Here is an 850-nt window from a genome sequence, read left to right as displayed (position 1 = left end):
GACATTACCGACAACAAGCTGGTCTTCAATAGTGGCAACGCTGCCCTGGACGGGGTGGTGGAACAGGTCATCCAGGGACACCCCGATGTCAACTACACCCTGAGCCTGGATTACGGCCTCTACGGGGCAGAGGCACTGGTATCCGGTCAGGTCGAGGTGATTGACCAGGCCTCCGGTGAGGTACTGGCCACCAGCTCGTTCGACAGCAACTCCGCGACCATGCAGACCCTGACGCTGGACTTCACCGCCCGGTCGGCGGGCAATATGGTACTGCGGATCGCCGACACCAGCGCCGATGGCACTAACCGTGACCTGCTGGTCGACAACATCAGCCTGCAGGCCAGCAGCGCTGCCAACCCCGACCGGGTGGCCAATGACCCTGCGGTGATCGCTGGCGATGACAGTGCGGCAGTGACCGAAGACAGCAGCGACGTCCTGAGCGCCAGCGGCACCCTGACCATCAGTGACAGCGATGCCGGCGAAGCGCAGTTTATCGCCACCACCATCACCGGCAGCTACGGTGACCTGACCCTCGATGCCAGTGGCCAGTGGAGCTACAGCGCCGATAACAGCCAGTCGGCCATTCAGCAGCTGGGTGATGGTGAAACCCTTGCCGAGACGCTGACGGTGACATCAGCGGATGGTACCACCCACACGCTGACCATTACCCTCAACGGCAGCAACGACGGGCCGGTACTGGATATCGCCCTGACCGATCAGAACGCCGATCAGGACAACGCCTTCAGCTACCAGCTGCCAGCGGACAGCTTCAGCGACCTGGATGGTGATGCCCTGAGCTACAGCGCCACCCTGGCCGATGGCAACGCCCTGCCCGCCTGGCTCAGCTTCG

1 protein-coding gene is annotated in these 850 nt (G+C 62.9%); it reads left to right on the top strand.

What is annotated here, in order from left to right; all coding sequences use genetic code 11:
• On the top strand, positions 1 to 850 hold an 850-nt coding region (locus J7439_RS25645; protein ID WP_209204890.1), incomplete at both ends, for a VCBS domain-containing protein.

Origin of the sequence: Salinisphaera sp. G21_0 (assembly GCF_017744115.1) — a bacterium.
In the GTDB taxonomy this organism is placed as follows: Bacteria; Pseudomonadota; Gammaproteobacteria; order Pseudomonadales; family Endozoicomonadaceae; genus Endozoicomonas.
The sequence above is the reverse complement of the archived record's forward strand: the minus strand, read 5'-3'. Positions and strand labels throughout refer to the sequence as shown.